This window comes from Nocardia carnea, from assembly GCF_029869215.1.
Classification (GTDB): domain Bacteria; phylum Actinomycetota; class Actinomycetes; order Mycobacteriales; family Mycobacteriaceae; genus Nocardia; species Nocardia carnea_B.
The window spans coordinates 1-16,275 of sequence record NZ_JARWPM010000421.1 but is presented as its reverse complement, the minus strand read 5'-3'; the positions used below and the strand labels follow the sequence as shown (position 1 = coordinate 16,275).

Below are 16,275 nucleotides of genomic sequence, written 5' to 3'. Positions count from 1 at the left end.
CGGCCGACCGGATTTTCAGTCCGGCAGGCCGAGACGGCGATAGCGGCGGTGGCGGAGCTCGCGTAACCGCTGCGGCGGCTGTGCGGCGAGTCCGGTGAGTTCCCCGGCGATGGCGGTGACCATGCGGTGCGCGAAAGCGTCCGGTTCTTCGGCGGCGTCCGGGTATTCGGGCACGATACGGTCCACGATTCCGTCTGCCAGCAGATCCACCGACCGGATCCGCTGCCGGGCCGCCAGTTCCGGGGCGTGCTCGGTATCTCGGTGCACGATGGCGCTCGCCCCTTCGGGCGGCAACGGCGCCAGCCAGGCATGAGTGGCGGCCAGCACCCGGTCGGCGGGCAGCAGGGCGAGCGCACCACCACCTGTCCCCTGACCGAGTAACACCGAAACGGTCGGCGTATCGAGAGTCACCAGATCGGCTATACAGCGGGCGATTTCGGGAGCGAGCCCCCGCTCCTCCGCTTCCTTGGAGAGCGCGGCCCCGATGGTGTCGATCACCAGCACCAGCGGTAACCGCAGTTCGGCGGCGAGCTGCATACTGCGCCGGGCCGACCGTAGCGCGGCCGGCCCCATGGTGTGCTCAGGATCCTGGTGCGCGCGATCATGCCCGAACACCACGCACGGACGACCCCGGAACCGGGCCAGCGCAAGAACCACAGTCCGGTCCGTTTCGCCCTGGCCCGTCCCGCTGAGCGGCACCCGCTGAGTGGACCGGCGCAGAAGTTCGCGAATACCCGGTCGGTCGGCGCGGCGCGAGATCAGCACCGAATCCCATGCTTGCGGCAGTTTCGCACCCGCGACCGGGTGAGCACCCGAGCCCGGCACGGTGGTGGAGGGTGAAATCTCCGGAGCCGTAACGCTTTCCGCCGCTGCCGGGTCGGCACGGGGCGGCTCCGGCCGCGGGACAGCCCGGTGGTCGCCTCCGTTCTCACGCCGGGTGGACGGCTCGGTATCGGTGCTATCCGAGGCCGAGGTGGTCGGCGTGTCGTCACCGTCGCCCGCTACCGCGGCATCCGTGGCACGGTGCCGCGGCGACGCGACGGGCTCGGTAGCGGTGCGGCAGCCCGTGGCCGCCGGGGGCGGCTCATCCGGGACTCCGCTGAACACGCTGAGTGCGCGGTGGGCGATCCGCCGGAACACCGGCACCTCGACGACCCCGTCGATGACCCCGCTGTGATACAGGTTCTCCGCGGTCTGCACGCCGGGCGGGAACGGCCGTCCGTACAGCGCCTCGTACACGCGGGGTCCGAGGAAGCCGATCAGCGCGCCGGGTTCGGCGAAGGTGATATGCCCGAGCGACCCCCATGATGCGAAAACCCCGCCCATGGTCGGGTTGCGCAGGTACACGACATACGGATGTCCGGCCGATTTGTGCGCGGCGACCGCACCGGCGATCTTCACCATCTGCACGAAGGCGAGCGTGCCCTCCTGCATCCTGGTGCCACCGGAGGTCGGCGAAACGATCAGCGGGAGACCTTCCGCCGTCGCCCGCTCGACAGCGGCGACGATCCGCTCGGCGGCGGCGACACCGACCGAACCCGCCAGGAACGCGAACTCACACGCGATCACCGCGACCCGCCGACCGCGCAGCCGGCCCGCGCCGGTACGGACCGCCTCGTCGGTACCCGCCGCAGCGGCCGCATCGGCCAGCGCCGACCGGTAAGCGGCCGAATGCGCCACCGCGATCGGTGGCGCATCCCAGCTCACGAACGTTCCCGGATCGAGCAGCGCATCGAGTAGCTCGCGGGCACCGATCCGGCGTGCTCGCCCTGTCATCCGAACCACACCGGACCGCCCGGCACCCACCTCGTCCATACCGGCACACCGGCCAGTATGACGGGCGCCGGATCAGTAACCGCGGGTGACCTTCTGCAGGGCGTACTCGGTGAGCCGTACCAGTGCCTCCTTGGCCGGTTCCCGGCGCCGCGCGTCGATCGGCATGATCGGCACATCGGCGGGGACGGCCAGCGCCTGGCGGATATCCTCGATCGGGTACTGCGGGGCGTCGTCGAACTGGTTCAGCGCGACGAGGAACGGCAGGTTACGCGCCTCGAAGTAGTCGACCGCCGCGAAGCTGTCCTCCAGCCGGCGGGTATCGATCAGCACCACCGCGCCGATGGCGCCACGGATCAGGTCGTCCCACATGAACCAGAAGCGGTACTGGCCCGGGGTGCCGAAGAGGTACAGCACCAGATCGTCGGCCAGGCTGATCCGGCCGAAGTCCATGGCCACCGTGGTGGTGGATTTGCTCTCGATCCCCGCGAGACTGTCGATCCCGGCACTGGCATTGGTCACCAGCGCCTCTGTTCTCAACGGGACGATTTCCGAAACTGCCCCCACCAGCGTCGTTTTGCCCACGCCGAACCCGCCCGCGACCACGATCTTCGCCGAAGTCGGCTTGCTACTGCGGGTATCGACCTGCGCCGTCGAATCATATACGCCGGAGTCCACTGAGAACCCTTTCGATCAGCTCGCGACGTTCATCGTCGCTGGAATCGTCTTTCAAAGTCGCCGAAACGCGGACATGCCCGGCTTCGATCAGGTCCGCTACAAGTACACGCGCCACCCCGATCGGTATACCCAGTCGCGCCGCTAGTTCGGCGACCGACGGCGACTCCCTGCACAACTCGACTATCGAATTCTCGATATTGCTCAGTTCGTACTGGCGTTCGAGCGGAATGGGATGGGACGCGACGAGAGCCTCGAGCGCCAGCTCCACCTTCGGTCTGGTACGACCGGCGGTCAGCGAGTACGGACGCACGAGACTGGGCTCGGAGCCTCCCACGCGGTGATCCTCTATGTCCATCCCACCATCAGGAACCCATTGTGACGCGTGGAGTGGCCTGAACTGTCTGGCCCACGCGTTCGACCAACAAAGCCATTTCGTATCCGACCTGTCCGATATCGCAGGACGTGTTGGTCAGGACAGCGAGGTATGACCCGTCGCCCACCGCCATCAGCAGCAGGTAACCGTGCTCCATCTCGACGACGGACTGCAGTACGGTACCGCCCTCGAACAGATTGGACACACCCACCGAGAGACTGGCCAGACCGGCCGTGACAGCCGAGAGCTGTTCGGCCCGATCGACCGGTAGTTGGGCACTCGCCGCCATCAGCAGGCCGTCGGCCGAGACCAGAACGGCATGGGCTACGCCAGGAACCTCGCCTGCGAAGTTCGAAACCAGCCAATCCAACTGACGGTTCGTACCACCTAGTTCGGGGTTCATCGGTCTCCTTTGTCTCCGGTTAGGTTCATTGCTCGCATTGCACGGCCATCCCGAACACCTTGCTGGTGCCGACTCAAACTAGACCGGATCGATTCGGGATTGCGACTCGGCGTCCGCTCCTGGGCCCCGTTGACGGCGCCGGGCACCAGTCGGCCGCCCGGATTACGCTGCGGCAGACCGGCGGCGGTGCGGGTCTCGGGCTCGGCCTCACTGGCCCGCCGGGCGGCCATCCAGCCCTCGTCGCCCGGTGATTCGAAGGAGGCGACAGCCTGGGAGCGGTCGGTGTTCGGATCCGACAGCCAGGCCGACATCATCTCCGCGAAGATGGGCGTCCCGCCCATCACGCTGTCGTTCTCCTCGGCCGGCTGCAAGCGGGTCTGGAAGAAGGACGCGGTCTTCGCGGGGTTGGACTTGTAGCTGTGCCGGCCGGGTTCGCGGGCCGGTGCGCTGCCCTCGGCGGGTTCGGGGTCTCGGGGCAGTGCGACACCCGGCGGGTTGTCGAACCGCTCCGCGGTGTAACCACCGGGCTGCCGCCGCGGCAGCCCACCCGATTCCTCGGACCGGCGCGTGGGCGCGCTGCCCTCGCGTTGCGGCAGACCGTTCTCGGCGGCGCCACGCTGCGGCAGGCCGCTACCGGCCCCACCGCGCTGCGGCAGGCCACCCTCGGTCGAACCGCGCTGCGGCAAGCCACTCTCGGTCGAACCGCGCTGCGGCAGACCACCCTCGGTCGAACCGCGCTGCGGCAGACCACCCTCGGTCGAACCGCGCTGCGGCAAGCCACTCTCGCTTGTGCCACGCTGCGGCAGACCGCTCTCGGTCGAACCGCGCTGCGGCAGGCCGCCTTCGGCGTTGCCGCGCTGCGGCAGGCCACCGGCCGCACCACGTTGCGGCAGGCCGTTACCGCCCGTACCGCGCTGCGGCAGACCACCTCCGGGTGCTTCGTGCCTGGGCGGTACACCGCCCAGTGGACCGCGTTGGGTGGGAAGTTCCCCGGAGTTTTCCCGGGCCGGGGGTTCGGTGGACCGGTCACGCTGCACCGGCATTTCCCCGGAGGTTTCCCGGCCGGGCACACCGTTGCGTGCGGGATCCCGCCGGCTGGGCAGGCCACCGGAGGAGGTATCGGCCGAGGGCCGCGATTCCGGTGTGGGCCCGCTCGGATCACCCGCGGTGGGCCGGCGCTGCGGCAACCCGGAAGCACCGGGCTCGCGGGCCCCGTTGGCACCCGGCTCGCGCTGCGGGAGGCCGTTGGGTCCCGGCTGGGCGGGGCGGCGCGGCGGGATCGGCCCGGAGGTACGCGGGGGCGCCGCGGTTTCGGACGCGGACTCGGTGGGCCGCTCGGTATCCGCGCGGGCCGCCTCCCGGGGACCTCCGGGAGCACCGTTGGCACCGGGCCGGCGCTGCGGCAGGCCACCGGGACCCGGTTGCGACCCACCACCGGCACCCGACTGGCGCTGCGGCAGCCCGCTGAGGCCGGTCTCGGTGGGGCGGGCGGGCGGGCCGCCGGCGGACGAATCACCCGGAGTACGCGGCGGCAGGGTCGGGGTGGCGCCACCGCCGCCGGGACCGAGGTTGCGTTTGGGCAGGTTGGCGGCAGCCAGCTTGCCGCGCTGCGGCGCCGCGCCGGCGCTTGCCTGGCGCAGGCTGGTGGTGCCTTCGTTATCGCGCAGGCCACCCGACATCGCCGTACCGGGCTGGCGCTGGGGCAGCCCGCCCGGGCCCACCGGCGCCGGGCCCGCCGGGCGCTCCGGCGGTTTGGGCCGCTCGACGGCGGGCAGCGGACCGCTCATCCCCGGATCGACGGTGACCATCATGTTGCCGTCGACGGTCCGGCTGATCCCGCGGGTCTGCATGGCGGGACCACCGGAGTTACGCAGCGCGGCCGCGGCGGCCTCGTCCGGCGACTCCTCCGGCTTGCCGCGCTTGGCGTTATCGCTGGGCACCAGCGGCTGCGGACCCGAACCGGTGGCCAGCGGCAGGATCTGGGTTTCCCCGGCGACGATCAAACTCATCGGTACGTGCACGGTGACCGTAACGCCCGGATCGCGCGCGGTATCGAAGGTCGGCCGCAGCCGCACATTGAGACCGTGGCGTTCGGCGAGCCGGCCGACGACGAACAGACCCATATGCCGGGCGGTATCGGGCCCGGGTTCGGCAGTGCTCTCGAGCCTGCGGTTGATCTCGGCCATCTCGCTCGGCGGCATACCGATACCGCGGTCGGCGACCTCGATCAGCAGGCCCTGATCATGTGCCTGCGCGAAGGTGAACTTCACATCGGTTTCCGGCGGCGAGGCGCGCAGCGCGTTGTCCAGCAACTCGGCGAACAGATGCGCCATATCGGAGGCGGCCGGTTCGATCAGGGCGCCGCGCGGGGTGGCACCCAGTTTGACGCGTTCGTAGTCCTCGACCTCGGAGATCGCGGCCCGCAGCACATCGGCGATTTCGACGGGCGCCGATTTCGCGCGGCGCTGTTTGGTGCCGGCCAGAATCAGCAGGTTGTCGCCGTTTCGGCGCATACGGGCGGCGAGATGGTCCAGCCGGAAGAGGTTCTCCAGCAGGCGCGGGTCCTTCTCGTCGTACTCCATCGCCTCGATGAGGCTGAGCTGATGGTCGACCAGCGATTTACTGCGCCGCGCCAGCGTCTCGAACATATCGTTGACCTGGGAGCGCATCTGTGCCTGATCACTGGCCAAACGCAGTGCCTGGCCGTGGATATCGTCGATGGCGCGGGCCAGCTGGCCGATTTCCTCCTCGGACCGGATGGGCATCGGTTCGAGCGGCACTTCCTCCGGCGCGGCGCCGGTGCGCAGCTGGGCGACCTCGTCGGGCAGATCGCTTTCGGCGACGCGCAGCGCGGCCAGCCGCAGCCGGTGCAGCGGCACGATCATCGACCGGGCGACGAATACCGCGAGCAGCAACGCGGCGAGGATGGTCAGCAGCACGACGATCGAGTAGACGACGGCATCGCGCAGGGCCTTGTCGGCCATCTGCTGCACGCCGCCGTCGATCGACTCGGTGGCCTCACCGATGAGCTTGTCGGTGGTCGCGGTGCTGTCCAGCAGCGACTGGCGGGCTTCACCGAGGGGCAACCGGCCCGCCTGTGCCTCCGGCGATTCCAGCATGGCCTGCCGGTTCTCGACACCCTGGCGCAGGATCGCGATATCGGGGTCTTCGGCGTTGTAGCGCTGGCTCAGAATGTTCAGCAGCGCGAGCTCGGTATTGGTCGCGGCGCGATAGGCCTGCTCGCCGGCTTCCTGATTGCGCAGCAGAGTGGCGGCCGCGGTGATCTCGCCGACCATGGTCGAGCGCAGGTTGAGGGCGTCGACCAGGCGGAGCTTGGCCGGGTCGATCGACGGGTCGCCGATCTCGCCGACGATCTCTTCCACCGTGCGCACACCGGCGTTACGGGCCGTGTCCAGGACCGCGACGGCTTCGTCGGGGGAACCGGCGGGGGCCAGGCCGCCGGTTCGGACCTGCTTGGCCTGATCGATCATTTCCGACAGGGCTTGATGCGCGCCGGGCAGATCGTCGAGATCGCCGAGTGCCGCTTCGGCCGCCGCGATCGTCTGGTCCAGGGTGGTGAGGTTCTCCTCGGTCACCATGGACCGGTTCGGAGCGATGGCAATGGCCTGCGAGCCCGCGACCGTCGAGGTCGCCGAGCTGAGATCGAGTACGGCCGGGACGAGGCTGACGTTCTCGGCGGCCGAGCCCAGCCGGTTCGCCTCGCTCCATTCCGCCGATATCCTGGACACACCGAGCCCGACCGCGACCGCCAACGGCACGGCCAGCACGGCCGTAACCTTCCAGCGAAGGTCCCAGTTACTCAGCGCCCAGCGCTTCGTGCCGGACCTAGCGGCGTCACGCATTCCCACTCACTTTCCAACCTGGCCCCAGCCATGCACCATCAGCAGGACTCCACACTCGCATAGTGGCTCGACGGGTGGAGCTGCCCGTGGGTCGCGGCTGGCCGAGAAATTGCGTCTACGACGGACCGAATTCGTGTCATCAGATTCTAACGGATCAATAACTTCTTGGTGTACTCAGCCCGGGTTTACGCACTCTGACCAGCCGGTTACAGGCATAAGCCATGGTCGCGACACCCGACAGGGGGTCGCGTGAAGTCTGCCACAATCGTGCTGATCTATCGAGGCGAGGATTGCTGCGAGGCTAGGGAGCACTGTGAACGCGAGGAACGAGTATCGACCGGTCTATCAGACCAGCCTGGTCGATCCCGCCGAGTTCTGGTCCCTGGCGGCGGCCGAAATCGATTGGGATACGCCGCCCGACCAGGCTCTCGATACAGCTCGCCCGCTTTCACACTGGTTTCCCGGAGCCCGCCTGAACACCTGCCACAATGCGCTCGACCGGCATGTGAACGCGGGACTGGGCGGCCAGGACGCCCTGATCTATGAATCGGCGATGACCGGGGAAAGTGCCGTTTACAGCTACGCCGAACTCCTCGACCGGGTCGCCCGGTTCGCCGGGGCTCTGCGCGAACTGGGTGTTTCGGCCGGAGACCGGGTCGTTATCTACCTGCCGATGATCCCGGAGGCCGTGGTCGCGATGCTGGCCTGCGCCCGCATCGGGGCCGTGCATTCCGTGGTGTTCGGCGGATTCGCGGCACCCGAACTGGCCGCACGGATCGATGACGCGGAGCCGGTACTGATCGTGACGGCATCCGGGGGGCTCGAGCCCAACCGCACCATCGATTACCCCCCTATCGTCCGCCGGGCACTCGAACTGGCCGAGACCACCGCGCCGCGCACCGTGGTGGTGAAACAGCGCACCGGTTTCCCGGCGCACGATTTCGGGGCCGGCCCGGCCGATATTCCCGAAGCGCGCTGGCTGGACTGGGATACCGCGGTCCGCGCTGCCGAACCCGTGGATCCGGTGCCGGTGGCCGCGACCGACCCCCTGTACGTGCTGTACACCTCCGGGACAACCGGTAAGCCGAAGGGCGTGGTGCGCGACAACGGCGGGCATGCCGTCGCCCTGACCTGGTCCATGCGCAATATCTACGATGTCGGGCCCGGCCAGGTGATGTGGGCTGCCTCCGATGTCGGCTGGGTGGTCGGCCATTCCTATATCGTCTACGCGCCGCTGCTGGCGGGTGCCACCACACTGCTCTACGAGGGCAAACCCGTGGGCACACCGGACGCCGGGGCGTTCTGGCGGGTGGTGGCCCGGCACGGGGTGCACACGCTGTTCACCGCCCCCACCGCCCTGCGGGCGATCCGCCGCGCCGATCCGGCGGCCGAATTCGCCCGGGAACACGATCTGTCCTCGCTGCGCGCACTGTTCTGCGCGGGCGAACGGCTCGACCCCGCCACCTACGAGTGGGCGGCCGAAACCCTGCTGGCCGGACGGGACGACTGCCCGGTGGTCGACCACTGGTGGCAGACCGAAACCGGCTGGCCGATCTGCGCCAATCCGCTGGGCCTGCAGCGGCTACCGATCAAACCTGGCTCTTCCTCGGTGCCGGTACCCGGCTACCGGCTGCGGGTGCTGGATTCCTCCGGGAATCCGGTCGCGGCGAACACCGAGGGCAATATCGTCATCGGCCTGCCGCTACCCCCCGGCGCGCTGACCGGTCTCTGGCACGATCCGGAGCGATTCGAACGCTCCTACCTGGCGGCCTATCCGGGCCATTTCCTCACCGGGGATTCGGGCTATTTCGACGAGGACGGTTATCTGTTCGTCCTCGGCCGCAGCGACGATGTGATCAATATGGCCGGGCACCGGCTTTCCGCGGGCAGTATCGAGGCGGCGGTCGCGGGGCACGAAGCCGTGGCCGAATGCGCGGTGATCGGTCTGCCGGATGAACTCAAAGGGCAGCGGCCGATCGCTTATGTAGTACTCAAATCCGATTCTCGGATAGATATCGAAACTCTGCGGGATGAATTGAGCGAACGCGTCCGGACCCAAATCGGTCCCGTCGCCGGGCTTTATGACGCGATCGTCGTGCCCGCACTGCCGAAAACCCGCTCCGGCAAGATCTTGCGGAAAACGATCCGGCAGATGACAGCGGGCGAAAACTACGAAATACCCTCCACCATCGAAGATCCCGCCGTGCTCGATGAGCTCGCCCGGATCATCGCACCACCGCAAAGCACAAACTCCTCTTAAGAAAACCTCAGAGACGGGCCAATCCCGCCCAATACGGTCTGAGGGGTCCACGAGCCCCGGGCTCGACTCGACACCTAGGAGGAAGCAACCCCCATGGCACACACCACGAACCGGCGATCCGGCAAATTCGGCCTCGCCACTCTCACCGTGGGCGCCGCGGCCGCGGCCACCGCTTTCCTGAGTCCGGCCGTCGCGTCGGCCGGACCGATGGAAATGGCGGAACCGCTGCTCACCAGCGACTGCTCCTTCGCCCAGGTCGATGCCGCGCTGCACGACCAGGCCCCGGAATTGGCGGCGATGCTGGACAACAACCCCGATCTGAAGGCGCAGCTGCAGGCGAAGTTCGATCAGCCGGTCGAACAGCGTCGTGCGGAACTGCAGCAGTACATCGAGCAGAATCCGCAGGCCGCGCAGCAGGCCGAGAACGACCCGCGGGCGCAGCAACTGCGGGCGACGCTGCAGGGCGTGGCCGACACCTGTCACAACTACTGACCCCGCGCTCCGAGCAGCGACGATGAACCGATCCGCCGGTGCGGAGGTCCGTCAATACACTGGGCGGTGTGGAGCGGACCAACAAACCGGCGGTTCTGGTTGTCGACGACGATGAGGATGTACTCGCGTCGGTGGAGCGTGGTCTACGCCTGTCCGGGTTCCAGGTGAGCATCGCCCGCGACGGGGCGGCGGCGCTGCGGGCGGTGGCCGACGACGGACCCGACGCGATCGTGCTGGATATGAATATGCCGGTGCTCGACGGGGCAGGGGTGGTGACAGCACTACGGGCGATGGGCAACGAGGTGCCGATCTGTGTGCTCAGCGCCCGCAGCTCGGTGGGCGACCGGATCGCGGGGCTGGAATCGGGTGCCGACGACTACCTGGTAAAACCCTTTGTGCTCGCCGAGCTGGTCGCCCGGATCAAGGCTTTGCTGCGCCGCCGCAGCGATACCGCGGTGGCCGGGGATTCCGACACCATCGTGGTCGGGCCGTTGCAGGTCGATACCGCCGGTTACCGGGCGGTGCTGAACGGCCGGGAGATCGAGCTGACCAAACGTGAATTCGAACTGCTGTCCACGCTGGCCCGCAATGCCGGGGTGGTGTTGAGCCGGGAACGGCTGCTGGAGCTGGTGTGGGGTTACGACTTCGCCGCCGATACCAACGTTGTCGACGTTTTCGTCGGCTATCTGCGCCGCAAGCTGGAAGCCGACGGCACCCCCCGGCTGCTGCACACGATCCGCGGCGTCGGGTTCGTGCTGCGGGATACCAAGTGAGCGACGGCGCCCGCCGGCGTCGGCGCCGCAGAGCCTATTCCCTGCGTACCCGGGTCGCCGGGGCGGCGGCCGCCGGATCGGTTCTCATCGTCGCACTGGTCAGTGCCATCGCCGTCCCTGCCATCGAACGCAACAACCTGCAGCAGACCGACCAGCAGTTGCGGATCGCCTCCCGGCTGGTGGTGATCGATCCGGTGATCGCGGTCGGCATCGTGAACCTGGTGGGCCCGGACCGCGATATGGCGCTCACCGTCCGCGACGACGGGCAGGTCGTGGCCACCAGCCTCACCGAGCTACCGGAATTGAATCCCGGTTCGCGCACGGTCGTCGTGGCCGGCACCCCGTATCGGGTGCTGACCACCACCGAGAACCAGCCCGCCGGTCGCACCGTCTCGCTGGGTATCCCGGCCACCGAGGCCGCGAAGGCGACGGCCGATCAACAGCGCTGGGTACTGTTCGGTGGTTTGGCGGCGATCGCCGCGTCGGCGGCCCTGGGCTGGCTGTTCGGGGGGCGGGCGGTCCGGCCCATCGTGGTGCTCACCCGGCAGGTCGGGGCCCGCACCGGCTACCGCGACGCCACCCCCGACCCGGTCGACAGTTCCGGGGTGCTGGAGGCCGAGCAACTGGCCGACGCGGTGAACACCATGCTCCGGCGGGTCGATCAGGCGCAGACCGAAACGGCCGCCGCCCTGGAAACCGCCCGGGATTTCGCCGCGGTCTCGGCACACGAACTCCGCACCCCGCTCACCGCGATGCGCACCGACCTCGAGGTGCTGGCCACCCTCGACCTGGACGAGGCCCAGCGCACCGAGATCCTGACCGACCTGCAACGCAGCCAGGAACGGGTGGAAACCACCCTGGCCGCATTGGAACGCCTGGCCTCCGGCGACCTGACCTCCGAACGCGACCATATCGACACCGATATCGCCGAACTGTGCGATCAGGCCGCACACGACGCGATGCGCCACTACCCCGGCCTCACGGTCCGGATCGACACCGATGCCGAACTGGTGACCAAGGGCCTGCCCGCGGGCCTGCGGCTGGCGGTGGACAACGCGCTGAAGAATTCGGTACGGCACGGCGACGCCACGGAGGCCCTGCTCTCGGCCCACCGCCGGCCCGACGGCACCATCGTGGTCTCGATCGACGACAACGGCCGCGGAATCCCGCCCGAGGAACGGGAATCGGTTTTCGCCCGCTTCGCCCGTGGCAGCGGCGCCCACAAGGGCGGATCGGGACTGGGCTTGGCCTTGGTCGCCCAGCAGGCCCAACTCCACGGCGGCCGCGCCTACTTCGACAACGGCACCCTCGGCGGCATCCGCCTCGTACTGGTCCTACCCGGCACCGATGCCCAACCCGGCAAGGCCACCTGATCGGGCTCGTGTCCGCGCACACCGGCGCGTAAAAAAGCTCGGCGCGCGCCCCGTTCGGAGCGCGCACCGGGCTTCAGGTGCGCCTCCCTTACTTCGCGTCGAGCAGGTCGATCACGAAGACCAGGGTTTTGCCGGAGAGGGGGTGCCCACCGCCCGCCGGGCCGTAGGCCAGTTCCGGCGGGATGGTGAGCTGGCGGCGGCCGCCGACCTTCATTCCGGGGATTCCGTCCTGCCAGCCCTGGATGAGGCCGCGCAGCGGGAAGCTGAGCGATTCGCCGCGGCTCCACGACGAATCGAATTCTTCGCCGGTTTCGAATTCCACACCGACGTAGTGCACTTCGACGGTGCCACCGGGCACCGCTTCCGGACCGTCACCGACGGTGATGTCCTTGATGACCAGTTCGGTGGGCGGCGGGCCCGCCTGGAATTCGATTTCCGGTTTGCTCATGCCTTGAATCCCCTTCGATTCAATCGGTTCAGCGGTTGGTGATCTCGGAGTAGTCCCGTGCACCATAGCCGGTGTAGATCTGGCGCGGACGGCCGATCTTGATGGCTTCGCTGTGCATTTCCCGCCAGTGCGCGATCCAGCCCGGCAGCCGGCCCATGGCGAACAGCACGGTGAACATACGGGTCGGGAAGCCCATGGCCTTGTAGATGACGCCGGTGTAGAAGTCGACGTTCGGGTAGAGCTTGCGCTCGACGAAGTAATCGTCGGTGAGCGCGGCCTCTTCCAGGGCCTGGGCGATATCGAACAGCGGATCGCTGCCGAGCTTGCTGAGAATGGTGTCGGCGTGCTTCTTGGCGATCGCGGCGCGCGGATCGTAGTTGCGGTAGACGCGGTGCCCGAAGCCCATCAGCTTCACACCGTCTTCCTTGTTCTTGACTTTGCGGATGAACTCCTTGACATCACCGCCGGCAGCCTTGATGTCGTCGAGCATTTCCAGCACCGCCTGGTTGGCACCGCCGTGCAGCGGGCCCCACAGCGCGTTGATACCGCCGGATACCGAGGTGAAGAGGTTGGCGTCGGAGGAACCGACCAGCCGGACCGTGGAGGTGGAGCAGTTCTGCTCGTGGTCGGCGTGCAGGATGAGCAGCATATCCAGGGCCGCGGCGATTTCCGGGTCCACCTGGTAGGGCTCGGCCGGGAAGCCGAAGGTCATCCGCAGGAAGTTCTCCACCAGCGACAGCGAGTTGTCCGGGTAGAGGAACGGCTGGCCCACCGACTTCTTGTACGAATACGCGGCGATGGTCGGCAGCTTGGCGAGCAGGCGGATGGTGGACAGTTCGACCTGTTCGGGGTCGCGCGGGTCCAGCGAGTCCTGGTAGTAGGCCGACAGCGCGTTGACCGCCGAGGAGAGCACCGGCATGGGGTGCGCGTTACGGGGGAAGCCGTCGAAGAAGCGCTTCAGATCCTCGTGCAGCAGCGTGTGCCGGCGGATCTTGTCGGTGAAATCCTCGAGCTGGTCCTGGGTGGGCAGTTCGCCGTAGATGAGCAGGTAGCTGACCTCGATGAAGGTCGAGTTATCGGCCAGTTGTTCGATCGGATACCCGCGGTAGCGCAGAATGCCCTGTTCACCGTCGATATAGGTGATCGCCGATTTGGTCGACGCGGTGTTGACGAAACCCGGGTCATAGGTCGTATATCCCGTGCTCGCCAGCAGCTTGCCGAGGTCGATACCGTCGTTACCTTCGGCGGCCTCGGCGATCGTCATGGGGTACTCGCCACCCGGATAGGTCAGAACCGGTTTGGCGTCATTGATGTGATTCTCCGGCACGGAAGGTTCCCTCTCAGGCTATGACCGTCGGCATCGCATGCGGTCGGCACGCAATGCGTTACCGGTAGACGCTAGTCCTTGCTCCGGCGGGACCGGCGAGGAGGGTACCCGCGCGCCGATCTCACAATCGGCCGGCCCGGGCGTGAGATTCGGCGTGCCGTTTACCGGCCGGCATCGCTGTGACCGGCCGAATTCCGGATCCGGGTAACCACGGCCGCGTCTCTGCGCGGCGGCGGTCTCCGCAGCGGGTGAACCGTCACGACTCCGGGTAGACAAACCGTACCCACCGCGCCGGGACCGAAACCGTGCGGAATATCACCGGAAAGTTGGCAGAAGCCGTAGCGGCAGGTCACGACCCCTTTACGGCTGCAACCGCTGGACCGACATCCCGGTCGCGCCGACCCGGACGACGATCCGGTTGTGCAGGCGCCCGCGGCAGCCCTGCCAGAACTCCACCTCATCGGGTCGCAGCAGGTAACCGCCCCAATGGGGTGGCACCGGAATCTCGGCGGCGGAGGCGAACCGGGCCGTGGTGTGCATCAGCTTCCGGTCCAGCTCCGCGCGCGACGAGATCGGCCGCGACTGTTCCGAGGCCCACGCGCCGAGCTGTGATTCCCGCGGGCGCGACTGCCAGTACACCTCCGTGACCTCGGCGGGCACCCGTTCCACCCGGCCCCGCACATGCACCTGCCGCGCCAGTTGCGGCCAGAGGAAGGTCGCCGAGGCGTACGGCGCCGCGGCCAGCTGAGTCCCTTTGGCCGAGTCGTAGTTGGTATAGAAGACGACACCGTCCGGTGAGAGGCCTTTACACAGCACCGTGCGCGTCACCGGCCGCACCGCCGGCCCCGACCCGTCCAGCGTGCCGAGCACCATGGCGTTCGGTTCGGCGATACCGGCCGCGATGGCCTGTTCGATCCATTGCCGCAGCAGCGGCTCCCAGCCGCCGGCCACCGAATTCTCGTCCAGTTCGCTGTCGCGCGCCCCGAGCAGTGGACCCCGTTCCGGCGAACCCGGATGGGCCGCACCGTATTCGGCGCGCATAGCGGCGAGTTCGGCGCCGGTCTCCTCCACATCGGCCATGGGCCAGACGTTACTCCGCAGTAGCAAAGCGCTAGAGTTCTGGTGAAAGGAGAGTCGCGTATGACCACCAATTCCGGCATTTCGGGGGCCGGGCGGGTCCCGGAGGATTTCGTCAGCGGCCTCGAGGGGGTGGTCGCGTTCACCACGGATATCGCCGAACCCGACAAGGACGGCGGCGCACTGCGCTACCGCGGCGTGGACATCGAGGATCTGGTCCGCAACCGGGTCACCTTCGGTGATGTCTGGGCCCTGCTGGTCGACGGCGAGTTCGGGCACGGCCTGCCCCCGGCCGAACCCTTCCCGCTGCCGGTGCACACCGGTGATGTCCGGGTCGACGTGCAGGCCGGTCTGGCCATGCTCGCGCCCATCTGGGGCTACCAGCCGCTGCTGGATATCGACGCGGCCACGGCCCGGGAGAATCTGGCCCGCGCCTCGGTGATGGCACTTTCCTACGTCGCCCAGTCCGCGCGCGGTATCTATCAGCCCGCGGTGCCGCAGCGCCGGATCGACGAATGCACGACGGTCACCGAACGCTTCATGACGCGCTGGAAAGGCGACCCGGACCCGCGGCATACCGAAGCCATCGACGCCTACTGGGTCTCGGCCGCCGAACACGGGATGAACGCCTCCACGTTCACCGCCCGCGTGATCGCCTCCACCGGCGCGGATGTCGCGGCCTCGCTGTCGGGTGCCATCGGCGCGATGTCCGGACCCCTGCACGGCGGTGCCCCCGCCCGGGTGCTGCCGATGATCGAAGAGGTCGAACGTACCGGCGACGCCCGCGGCCTGGTCAAGGGAATCCTGGACCGCAAGGAAAAGCTCATGGGCTTCGGCCACCGCGTCTACCGCGCCGAGGATCCCCGGGCCCGGGTACTACGCGATACCGCCGAGCGCTTGGCCGCGCCTCGCTTCGAAGTGGCGGCCGCCCTCGAACAGGCGGCACTGGCCGAACTCCGCGAACGCCGCCCCGACCGGGCCATCGAAACGAATGTCGAATTCTGGGCCGCGGTCATCCTGGACTTCGCCGAGGTCCCGGCCCATATGATGCCCGCCATGTTCACCTGCGGCCGCACCGCCGGCTGGTGCGCACACATCATGGAACAGAAGAAACTGGGCAAACTGGTCCGCCCCGCCGCCATCTACACCGGCCCCGGCCCGCGGTCGCCCCAAGAAGTCACCGGCTGGGACAGCGTCGCCGGCGGCTGATCGCAGCGCCGAGACACCCGAAGGTGGTCCACCGCCGTCCCTCACGCAACCACGGCGGCGCCGAGTCTTACGAGGCCCTGAAAGGGTTTGGCCCGTCCCAGCTGTCAGCGCGGGGTGGGATGCGGCGGAGCCGCGAGTGTCGAGTGCTGACCGCAGGGGCGCCGGGGGCCGGACCCCCCGCCCCCGCCGCCTCCGGGTCTCCGGAAACGCGGCCCACGCTGCTGCT

The 16,275-nt window shown here is 68.3% G+C and carries 13 protein-coding genes; 5 read left to right on the top strand and 8 right to left on the bottom strand.

Annotated elements, in window-relative coordinates:
- Positions 1–15 precede the first annotated feature (15 nt).
- The 5 genes from QH276_RS31155 to QH276_RS31135 form a co-directional block, all read right to left on the bottom strand.
- Positions 16–1,776, bottom strand: coding sequence for a carboxyl transferase domain-containing protein (locus QH276_RS31155; protein ID WP_280402741.1), 1,761 nt, complete (start codon positions 1,774–1,776; stop codon positions 16–18).
- 72 nt (positions 1,777–1,848) lie between these two features.
- Positions 1,849–2,451 carry a GTP-binding protein gene (locus QH276_RS31150; protein ID WP_280402740.1) on the bottom strand — a complete coding sequence of 201 codons (603 nt, stop codon included), beginning with the start codon at positions 2,449–2,451 and terminating at the stop codon, positions 1,849–1,851.
- Entirely contained in the window at positions 2,432–2,806 is a 375-nt protein-coding gene (locus QH276_RS31145) for a DUF742 domain-containing protein (RefSeq protein WP_033244145.1), read from the bottom strand. Before QH276_RS31145 ends, QH276_RS31150 begins: the two co-directional genes overlap by 20 nt.
- Before the next feature lie 7 nt (positions 2,807–2,813).
- A complete protein-coding gene (locus tag QH276_RS31140; protein ID WP_030522784.1) occupies positions 2,814–3,227 on the bottom strand; it encodes a roadblock/LC7 domain-containing protein in 414 nt (137 codons plus the stop codon).
- Positions 3,224–7,090, bottom strand: a complete 3,867-nt coding sequence (locus QH276_RS31135; RefSeq protein WP_280402739.1) for an ATP-binding protein — start codon at positions 7,088–7,090, stop codon at positions 3,224–3,226. The genes QH276_RS31140 and QH276_RS31135 overlap by 4 nt, the downstream gene beginning before the upstream one ends.
- Positions 7,091–7,403: 313 nt before the next feature.
- On the opposite strand from QH276_RS31135, the gene QH276_RS31130 reads away from it, so the two are divergent.
- The 4 genes from QH276_RS31130 to QH276_RS31115 all read left to right on the top strand — a co-directional run bounded on the left by QH276_RS31130 (position 7,404) and on the right by QH276_RS31115 (position 11,988).
- A complete protein-coding gene (locus QH276_RS31130) occupies positions 7,404–9,350 on the top strand; it encodes an AMP-binding protein (protein WP_280402738.1) in 1,947 nt (648 codons plus the stop codon).
- A gap of 93 nt (positions 9,351–9,443) precedes the next feature.
- Positions 9,444–9,842: a hemophore-related protein gene (locus QH276_RS31125; protein WP_280402737.1), complete on the top strand. Its 399-nt coding sequence runs from the start codon at positions 9,444–9,446 to the stop codon at positions 9,840–9,842.
- Between the two features lie 68 nt (positions 9,843–9,910).
- The gene (locus QH276_RS31120; RefSeq protein ID WP_432278757.1) at positions 9,911–10,615 is read left to right on the top strand and encodes a response regulator transcription factor; all 705 of its coding nucleotides are present in this window, start codon (positions 9,911–9,913) and stop codon (positions 10,613–10,615) included.
- Positions 10,612–11,988, top strand: a complete 1,377-nt coding sequence (locus QH276_RS31115) for a sensor histidine kinase (RefSeq protein WP_280402736.1) — start codon at positions 10,612–10,614, stop codon at positions 11,986–11,988. Before QH276_RS31120 ends, QH276_RS31115 begins: the two co-directional genes overlap by 4 nt.
- Before the next feature lie 88 nt (positions 11,989–12,076).
- Here QH276_RS31115 and QH276_RS31110 read toward each other — a convergent pair whose 3' ends face one another.
- The 3 genes from QH276_RS31110 to pdxH all read right to left on the bottom strand — a co-directional run bounded on the left by QH276_RS31110 (position 12,077) and on the right by pdxH (position 14,843).
- Positions 12,077–12,436, bottom strand: coding sequence for an FKBP-type peptidyl-prolyl cis-trans isomerase (locus QH276_RS31110; RefSeq protein ID WP_280402735.1), 360 nt, complete (start codon positions 12,434–12,436; stop codon positions 12,077–12,079).
- A gap of 28 nt (positions 12,437–12,464) precedes the next feature.
- Positions 12,465–13,763, bottom strand: coding sequence for a citrate synthase (locus QH276_RS31105; RefSeq protein WP_195055489.1), 1,299 nt, complete (start codon positions 13,761–13,763; stop codon positions 12,465–12,467).
- Positions 13,764–14,123: 360 nt separating this feature from the next.
- Complete coding sequence (gene pdxH, locus QH276_RS31100) at positions 14,124–14,843, bottom strand: pyridoxamine 5'-phosphate oxidase (protein WP_280402734.1); 720 nt, start codon at positions 14,841–14,843, stop codon at positions 14,124–14,126.
- A 60-nt stretch (positions 14,844–14,903) separates the two neighbouring features.
- Here pdxH and QH276_RS31095 point away from each other — a divergent pair, with 60 nt between their 5' ends.
- Entirely contained in the window at positions 14,904–16,049 is a 1,146-nt protein-coding gene (locus QH276_RS31095; RefSeq protein ID WP_432278756.1) for a citrate synthase 2, read from the top strand.
- Positions 16,050–16,275: the final 226 nt, after the last annotated feature.

Bases quoted from the DNA above. Each gene is read 5' to 3' on its own strand.
- QH276_RS31140 (WP_030522784.1), bottom strand. From the start codon at position 3,227: ATGAACCCCGAACTAGGTGGTACGAACCGTCAGTTGGATTGGCTGGTT.
- QH276_RS31155 (WP_280402741.1), bottom strand. From the start codon at position 1,776: ATGACAGGGCGAGCACGCCGGATCGGTGCCCGCGAGCTACTCGATGCG.
- QH276_RS31110 (WP_280402735.1), bottom strand. From the start codon at position 12,436: ATGAGCAAACCGGAAATCGAATTCCAGGCGGGCCCGCCGCCCACCGAA.
- pdxH (WP_280402734.1), bottom strand. From the start codon at position 14,843: ATGGCCGATGTGGAGGAGACCGGCGCCGAACTCGCCGCTATGCGCGCC.
- QH276_RS31125 (WP_280402737.1), top strand. From the start codon at position 9,444: ATGGCACACACCACGAACCGGCGATCCGGCAAATTCGGCCTCGCCACT.
- QH276_RS31095 (WP_432278756.1), top strand. From the start codon at position 14,904: ATGACCACCAATTCCGGCATTTCGGGGGCCGGGCGGGTCCCGGAGGAT.
- QH276_RS31135 (WP_280402739.1), bottom strand. From the start codon at position 7,090: ATGCGTGACGCCGCTAGGTCCGGCACGAAGCGCTGGGCGCTGAGTAAC.
- QH276_RS31145 (WP_033244145.1), bottom strand. From the start codon at position 2,806: ATGGACATAGAGGATCACCGCGTGGGAGGCTCCGAGCCCAGTCTCGTG.